Here is a 7,501-nt window from a genome sequence, read left to right as displayed (position 1 = left end):
CCCGCCCCGGGACCCGAAGGGGTGGCTGGTCACCGTGGCCTGGCGCCGGTTCCTCGACGCGACCCGGGCGGACGCGGCCCGCCGCCGGCGCGAGGAATCCGTAGACGAGGAGCCTGCGCCCGGGCCGGCGCCCGCGGTGGACGACACACTCCAGCTCTACTTCCTGTGCGCCCACCCGTCGTTGACGCCGTCGTCCGCGGTCGCGCTCACACTGCGCGCCGTCGGTGGGCTGACCACCCGCCAGATCGCGCAGGCCTACCTGGTGCCCGAGGCGACCATGGCGCAGCGCATCAGCCGGGCCAAGCGCACCGTCGCCGGCGTGGTGTTCGACCAGCCCGGCGAGGTCGCCACCGTGCTGCGTGTCCTCTATCTGGTCTTCAACGAGGGCTACTCGGGCGACGTCGACCTCGCCGCCGAGGCCATCCGGCTCACCCGGCAGCTCGCTGCCGCGATCGACCACCCCGAGGTGGCGGGGCTGCTCGCCCTCATGCTGCTGCACCATGCGCGGCGCGCCGCCCGGACCGCGTCCGACGGCAGCCTGGTGCCGCTCGCCGAGCAGGACCGCGGCCGGTGGGACACCGGGGCGATCGCCGAGGGTGTCGCGATCCTCCAGACCGCCCTCGCCCGCGACCGGCTGGGCGAGTTCCAGGCTCAGGCGGCCATCGCGGCACTCCACGCCGACGCGCCCACGGCCGAGGAGACCGACTGGGTGCAGATCGTCGAGTGGTACGACGAACTCGCGCGCCTGACCGACAGCCCGGTCGTCCGGCTCAACCGAGCGGTGGCCGTCGGCGAGGCCGACGGACCGCGCGCCGGTCTGGCGGCGCTCGCGACGCTGGACGGCGCACTCCCCCGGCACACGGCGGTGGCGACCTATCTCCACGAGCGGGGCGGCGACCGGAAGACCGCGGCGCGGCTGTACGCCGAGGCGGCCCGAAAGGCCCCCAACCTCGCCGAACGCGATCACCTGACGCGCCAGGCCGCCCGGCTCAACACCCGCGGAGCTCGCTGACGGACCGCGTTCGTATGCGCCCGGGACACCTGGCCCTGCCCCGTGGCCAGGAGTGGCCGGGGCAGGCCACGGACCTCCGGCGCCGGGCGAAGGTGCCTGTGGCGCGGCGACCAAGTCACCGTTACGGACGACCGGTTCGCAGGTCACTTCCGCTCGTCACCGGTCGATCGGGGCACGCATCACAGCCGAGGCATCGGGGCGGTCGGTCACCGTGACATGGTTCCTGTTCCGCACGTCCATGCGGGATGTCCTCGCCCCGCCTGGAGCCTGAAGTCTCAAGCGTCCACAGGCTTCGCTCGGTCCAGCGGAAGCCGAGACGGCGTGTGACACGGAGCGACGGCATCGGCACCAAGGATCACGACAACTCTCCCCAATGTGAGAGATATGCCCGATTTAAGTATTTACGTGGATCTTATGGGTAGAGGGTGGATGTATCCCCTCTCCCATGGAGGCCCATCATGACGTCAACCCATCACGCACCCATCGAAGAACACCCCGACCTGATGGAGCTGCGAGCCCAGCACGACCGTGCCGCCACCACCCCACGCGCCCAGATGATCGAGGCTCTGGCCCTCATCACCGGCCTGTACCTCGCCGCGTCCCCCTGGATAGCCGGCTTCAACGGCGCCACCACGCTCGCCATCACCAACCTCATCGCCGGCATCGCCTACATGCTGCTCCTGGGAGGCCTCGGCAGTTCCTACGAGCGCACACATTCCATGGCCTGGGCCGCCGCCGTCATCGGCATCTGGACCTGTGTCGCCCCCTGGGTCGTCGCGGGCGACGTCGCCCACACGCGCTCCATCACCAGCAACCTGATCACCGGCGCCATCGCGACCGTCCTCGCCATCGCCGCGGCCGTTGCCACCCACGGTCACGCCGAGGGCCGCCGCGGCACCCGCGACCGTGACGACCGCCGCAGCACCCGCAATCAGGACGACCGCCGCGCCATGCCCCTCGGACGCGACGACCGCTGACTCCTTCGATCCCCGCGCCGCCAGGAGGACCGCACGTCCTCCGCCTCCTGGCGGCCAGGGACGCGGTCGGCAGCGTGCCGCCACATCGGCGGAACAGCGCCGATCAGGAAGCGACCCTGGCGGTCAGTCCGTAGTCCAGCTCCGAGCCGTCGACCAGCACGGCCTCGATCGTCCGTGTTCGGGGGTCGATGTCTGCCACGATCCCGTCCCCGGCATAGCGGGGGTAGCCCGAGGCGCCGGTCTCGCCCGTCGCCTCGACGACTGCCGACCGCACGGCCGAGTTCTCCACCGGGGCACCGCCGCTGTTCTCGACGTGTTCGGGGGCCAGGACGATGTGGAAGCGCTGCGGCTCGGTAGTCATGTTCCGGTATCTAACAGACTCTCCCGCCCACTCTGAACCAGGCGCACGACGGGCTCGCGCGAATGGGCTCGTTCCGGACGGCAGGTTCCTCTCCCGGAAAGGGCCGACCCGCTATGACCGGTACCGGCGAGCCCGAGGCCTCCCGCGGCATCTTCACGGGGAAGGCTATCGGTAAGGATGTCCACGCGACGCGCGACGACGACCGCGACCGCGGCGCTCAGGGCCGGACCACCATCGCCGACGGGGTGGTCGAGAAGATCGCCGGCACGGCAGCCCGTGAGGTGATCGGCGTCCACGCGCTGGGCGGCGGAATCGCCAGGGCCTTCGGCGCCGCGCGGGAACGGGTACCCGGCACCGCCAAGTCCGTCTCACGTGGGGTCAAGGTCGAGGTCGGCGCGACACAGACGGCCATCGATCTGGAGATCGTGGTCGACTACGACGTCTCCATCAAGGACGTCACGGGCGCCGTGCGGGAGGGCGTGATCTCCGCCGTCGAATGGATGACGGGCTTGGAGGCCGTCGAGGTCAACATCGCGGTCAGCGACGTGAAGCTTCCCGCTGAACCCGCTGAACCCGCTGAATCCAATGAAGAGAACGAAGAGGAGCCGTCGCCGCTGCGGTAGCCGGTGTCCGGGCGGCAGTACCTGCGGCACGAGCAGTGCGGGAAGCTCCGGTCGCGGCGTACGCGCTCCTATTGGAGTGCGTGGACCGCCGCCGAGAAGAGCAGGGGCATCCGGGACGCCGCGGGGACGATGAGTCGGGCGGTGCCGGGACGGCGGCTCGCGGCCAGCAGGGCTCCGGTCAGCAGCCTGTGACGCCGGGTCAGCCGCACCCAGGCACCCTCGTACGCGCCCGGCCGTCCGGCGGCCAGACAGTGGACGGCGGCCCCGGCCGACGCCAGCGCGAGAGCGATGCCCTCACCGGTCAGGGCGTCCAGGTAACCCGCGGCGTCGCCGACGAGCAGGACACGGCCGGCGATTCTGCGCCGCACCCGCTGCAACAACGGTCCGGCGCCACGTACCTCCGTCGCGGCCGGCCCTCGCAGCGACGCGGTGAGAGCGGGGAAGCCGGCCAGGTGATCGTCGTACCCGCGGCGGCTGTCGCTGAGGACCGCGACGCCCACCAGGTCGTCCCCGACCGGTGTCACGTAGGCCTCGCCGTGCCGCGACCAGTGGACCTCCACGAAGTCCGTCCAGGGCTCGGCGCGGTAGTGCCGGCGCAGCCCGTACCGGCCGTGGGGACGGCCCGGCAGTTCCAGCCCCAGGCTTCGGCGCACCGGGGAGTGCAGGCCGTCGGCGGCGATCAGCCAACGGGCCGTGATGCCGGCGGCGGTGACCGTGTCCGCGCTCTGGTGAACCTCGCCGACCTTGCCGGGCAGCATCCGCACACCGAGGCCGAGGGCCCGCTCGTGCAGTGCGGAATGCAGCGCGGTACGGCGGATCCCCAGGCCGCCGAGGCCGCGGAAGGTCGCTTCGGCCCGAGCGTCGCCGTCCAGGTACCGGATGCCGCGCAGTGCGCGGCCGGTGACCTCGACGCCCAGTCCTCGCAGCGCGGCGACACCGCCGGGCATGACACCTTCTCCGCAGGCCTTGTCCACAGGCGCTGTCCGTGGTTCGACCACGACGGCCTCCAGGCCGGCGAGCGCGGCGTGGATGGCGGCGGCCAGCCCGGCCGGGCCGCCACCGCCCACGAGTACGTCGATCACGCGGGCGACGGCGTGGCCGGGTGAGGAGCGGCAGCGGTGGCCAGCGCCCGGTTCTCACAGCGGATGCGCACGGTGAGCAGCACGCCGTCGAGCACGGTGAACATGGCCGCGGTGAACCAGGCGGTGTGCACCAGGGGCAGCGCCACGCCCTCGGCGACGACGGCCAGGTAGTTCGGATGCCGCAGCCACCGCCAGCGGTAGGGGCCGCTCCTCACCAATGGCAGGCCGGGGACGACGATCACCCGGGTGTTCCAACGGGGCCCCAGGCTGTTGATGCACCACCACCGCAGCCCCTGGGCGGCCACCAGCACGGTCAGCATCGGCCAGGCCAGGGCGGGCAGAAAGGGCCGATCGGCCAGCCACACCTCGGCCAGGCAGCCGCCCAGCAGGCCGGTGTGGAGGGCGACCATCGCCGGATAGTGGCCCTGCCCGGTCACCGTCGCTCCGCGGGCGGTGCTCCACCGTTCGTTGCGGCGGGCGACGACGAGTTCGGCGACACGCTCGGCGGCGACGGCGGCCACCAGCAGTCCGTACCAGATCATGTGTCCCGTGTCCTCCTGTCCTATGGGTTCGACGGGCCGGAGGAGTTCGACGGGTCGGGCCTACCAGCGCAACAGGACGAGTTCACAGGCGAAGCCGGGCCCCATCGCCAGCAGCACACCTGCCGTGCCCGGCGGCGGGCGGCGTTCGGCCAGGGTGTCGCGCAGTACGTGGAGCACCGAGGACGAGGACAGGTTGCCGACGTCCGACAGATGACGCCAGGTCACGTCGAGAGCGTCCTCAGGAAGATCGAGGGCCTCGGTGACGGCTTCCAGGACCTTGGGGCCGCCGGGGTGGCACACCCAGGCGGTCACGTCCTTGGGCTTCAGACCGTGATCGTCGAGGAATCCCTCGACGTCGTCGGCGAGATATCGACGCACCACGTCGGGGACCCGCGGGTCGAGGACCACCTGGAAGCCGGAGTCCTTGATGTCCCACCCCATGACGCGCCCGGTGTCCGGATACAGGTGGCTGCGGGTGTCCACGATCGTGGGGCCGTCGGTCCCGGCCGGGCGGTTGGCGCCATGGGCGACGACAGCGGCGGCGCCGTCGCCGAACAGCCCGGTGGCGACCATGTTGGCCATGGAGGCGTCGTCGCGCTGGAAGGTGAGCGAACACAGCTCGACCGACAGCAGTACCCCCACGTCGTCGGGCCGGCCCAGCAGGTGGTCGTGCATGCGGGCCAGGCCCGCGGCGCCACCGGCGCAGCCAAGACCGAACAGGGGCAGTCTCTTGACGTCCGGCCGCAGTCCGAGGCGGCCGGCCAGCCGCGCGTCGATCGAGGGTGTGGCGATGCCGGTGACGGAGGTGAAGACCAGCAGGTCGACATCGGCCGCGGACAGGCCGGCCAGGTGCAGCGCGTCTCGCACGGCCTTGGCGCCCAGATCCGTGGCGGCGGCGATGAAGACGTCGTTGGCGGCGCCGAATCCGTCGAGCTCCCCGTACTGTTCGAGCGGCAACGTCATGTGGCGCGAGCGGACCTTGGCGCTGCGGTGCAACCGGTCCAGGACCCGGCGGTCGGTGCCCGTGGGCAGACAGGTGCGGGCCACCATGTCGGTGATCTCGGACTGGGTGCGTCGGTGCGGTGCGAGGGCACCGTGAACAGCGGCGATCCGCGTCATTTGCTTCCCGTCCGGTTACCGACTGGGGTGGTCTGCTCTGCACGTGTTCCCCGGACCGGTGGTCCGACACCAGGGATCGCCCGTCCGGCCGTCCGTCCGTCCCGCGGTACGCGCGGTAGCCGGGCGAGATGACGGTCCGGCCGCCCGGGGCGCCCCGCGGATCATGTCGGGGTTCCTTCGCGAATCCTGGTCCAGGCACGACCACTTCGTGGCCAGGACGTACTCGGGCCCGGTTCACTGACCTGACAAGGACACTGAAGGAAAAGGCCGGGGACGCCTACGATCGGGCGAATGGGCACTTACGAGGAGCCGACGGCCTGCCGCACGACCTCGACTGGGGCCGACCGGGTGGGCGGCCTGGCCGGGGCATGCCATCCCGGTCCCGTGGTGACGGTCACCGCCTTGGCGGCCGCGCTGGCCGTGACCGCGGGGCAGGGTGCCGCGCGCTGTGCCCTGACCACCGCCGCGGTGGTGACCGGGCAGTTGTCCGTCGGCTGGTGCAACGACGCGTTCGACGCGCGCCGGGACATCGCCGCGAGGCGTCGGGGCAAACCTGTCGTCGACGGCACGGTGGGCGTGACGCAGGTGTGGGTGGCCGCTTACGCGGCGCTGGCGCTGTGCGTGCCGTTGTCGTTCGGCTGCGGCCTGCGGGCGGGTGTCGCGCACCTGACCGGAGTGGCGGCGGCCTGGGCGTACGACCTGCGGCTCAAGGCGACGGTGTGGTCCTGGGCGCCGTACGCGGTGGGTTTCGCCGCGCTCCCCGCGTTCGTGACGCTGGGTCTGCCAGGACAGCCGTGGCCGGCCTGGTGGCTCGTCACCGCCGGAGCGTTCCTGGGGGTCGGGGCCCACCTGGGTGATGTGCTGCCGGACATTCGCGCAGACCTGGCGACGGGTGTACGGGGGTGGCCCCAGCGGCTGGGTCCGGACGGCGCGCGGCTGCTGCTGCCGGTGCCACTGGTGACCGCGTCCGCGGTCCTGGCGCTGGGACCTCCCGGACCGCCCGGCAGGTGGGGAGTGGCGGCTCTCGCGGTGGCGGGCCTGGTCGCGGTGGCCGGGACGGCGCTCGGACGCCGCCGGGAGCGGGTGGCGTTCGCGGCCGCGGTGGCCGTGGCGGTGGTGGACGTGGCGTTACTGCTGCTGCGCGGCACCGGGATCGCTTGACCGGTCGACCGGGCCACCGGGATCGCGCCTCGCGACGCCCACGGGCGGCGGCAAGCTTTCCGGCTTCCGGTGCGGGCACCTGCCCGCGGGCTGTAGCGCGGTGTTCCCCGGCTGTTCCAGGAGCGTCCCGGCGTGCGCCCAGGGCCCGTGCCCCACACGCTGGGGGGCATGGTCCCACCCCAGTCCGTGATCGTGTATCCGCCCGGAGACGACGGCGGTCGACGTGTCCGCGTGGGCGAGCAGTTTCTCGGCATGGCGTACGGGCTGCTCGACGTCGCGGACTTTCTGCGGCGCGCGGGCCTGGAGGAAGAGGAAGCGGACAAACAGCGGGTCGCGACGTCCGAGCTGATCGAGTGGCGGGGTGGCGGGCCCGACGTGTGGGAGCACTGACCTGCGCCCGGCGGAGGGCGGGCGGTCAGGAGGAGGTCGACGAGACGGTGGAGGGCGGTGGCCGGGCGCGTCGGGTGGACGGAGGTGATGACGGCGAGGCAGACGCGTACGTCGTCCACGCCGACATCGGAGCGGACGGCACCGGCGGCACGGGCGCGATCGACGGGCTGACGCCGTGCTCGCGCCCGCTCGCTGCGGTCGGCGGTCGGCGGTCGGCGGTCGGCGGTCGGCGGT

The 7,501-nt window shown here is 72.4% G+C and carries 10 protein-coding genes; 6 read left to right on the top strand and 4 right to left on the bottom strand.

What is annotated here, in order from left to right; all coding sequences use genetic code 11:
* Window positions 1-1,012: DUF6596 domain-containing protein (locus ABZV34_RS36010; protein WP_356286438.1), on the top strand; the 1,012-nt coding region annotated here is incomplete at its 5' end.
* Window positions 1,013-1,470: 458 nt separating this feature from the next.
* Window positions 1,471-1,989, top strand: a complete 519-nt coding sequence (locus tag ABZV34_RS36005) for an SPW repeat protein (protein WP_356286435.1) — start codon at window positions 1,471-1,473, stop codon at window positions 1,987-1,989.
* A 103-nt stretch (window positions 1,990-2,092) separates the two neighbouring features.
* Here the strand turns inward: ABZV34_RS36005 and ABZV34_RS36000 are convergent, their stop codons facing one another.
* The gene (locus tag ABZV34_RS36000; protein ID WP_356286432.1) at window positions 2,093-2,350 is read right to left on the bottom strand and encodes a hypothetical protein; all 258 of its coding nucleotides are present in this window, start codon (window positions 2,348-2,350) and stop codon (window positions 2,093-2,095) included.
* A gap of 113 nt (window positions 2,351-2,463) precedes the next feature.
* Here ABZV34_RS36000 and ABZV34_RS35995 point away from each other — a divergent pair, with 113 nt between their 5' ends.
* On the top strand, window positions 2,464-2,973 hold the full coding sequence (locus tag ABZV34_RS35995; protein WP_356286429.1) for an Asp23/Gls24 family envelope stress response protein: 510 nt from the start codon (window positions 2,464-2,466) through the stop codon (window positions 2,971-2,973).
* 68 nt (window positions 2,974-3,041) lie between these two features.
* On the opposite strand, the gene ABZV34_RS35990 is transcribed toward ABZV34_RS35995, so the two are convergent.
* The 3 genes from ABZV34_RS35990 to ABZV34_RS35980 are packed head-to-tail and all read right to left on the bottom strand — an operon-like array spanning window position 3,042 to window position 5,716.
* Window positions 3,042-4,055 (bottom strand): FAD-dependent monooxygenase, encoded by a 1,014-nt coding sequence (locus ABZV34_RS35990; RefSeq protein ID WP_356286426.1) that lies wholly within the window; start codon window positions 4,053-4,055, stop codon window positions 3,042-3,044.
* A complete protein-coding gene (locus ABZV34_RS35985; RefSeq protein WP_356286423.1) occupies window positions 4,052-4,597 on the bottom strand; it encodes an isoprenylcysteine carboxylmethyltransferase family protein in 546 nt (181 codons plus the stop codon). The genes ABZV34_RS35990 and ABZV34_RS35985 overlap by 4 nt, the downstream gene beginning before the upstream one ends.
* Window positions 4,598-4,657: 60 nt before the next feature.
* On the bottom strand, window positions 4,658-5,716 hold the full coding sequence (locus tag ABZV34_RS35980; RefSeq protein WP_356286420.1) for a 3-oxoacyl-[acyl-carrier-protein] synthase III C-terminal domain-containing protein: 1,059 nt from the start codon (window positions 5,714-5,716) through the stop codon (window positions 4,658-4,660).
* A gap of 291 nt (window positions 5,717-6,007) precedes the next feature.
* On the opposite strand from ABZV34_RS35980, the gene ABZV34_RS35975 reads away from it, so the two are divergent.
* The 3 genes from ABZV34_RS35975 to ABZV34_RS35965 form a co-directional block, all read left to right on the top strand.
* Window positions 6,008-6,877: a UbiA family prenyltransferase gene (locus tag ABZV34_RS35975; protein WP_356286417.1), complete on the top strand. Its 870-nt coding sequence runs from the start codon at window positions 6,008-6,010 to the stop codon at window positions 6,875-6,877.
* 168 nt (window positions 6,878-7,045) lie between these two features.
* The gene (locus tag ABZV34_RS35970; RefSeq protein WP_356286414.1) at window positions 7,046-7,267 is read left to right on the top strand and encodes a hypothetical protein; all 222 of its coding nucleotides are present in this window, start codon (window positions 7,046-7,048) and stop codon (window positions 7,265-7,267) included.
* The coding region (locus ABZV34_RS35965; protein WP_356286411.1) for a hypothetical protein at window positions 7,255-7,501 on the top strand (247 nt) is incomplete at its 3' end. The genes ABZV34_RS35970 and ABZV34_RS35965, both read left to right, overlap by 13 nt.

It is taken from the genome of Streptomyces sp. NPDC005195 (assembly GCF_040608315.1).
Classification (GTDB): domain Bacteria; phylum Actinomycetota; class Actinomycetes; order Streptomycetales; family Streptomycetaceae; genus Streptomyces; species Streptomyces kaempferi.
This window is presented reverse-complemented; position numbering and strand designations above follow the sequence as displayed.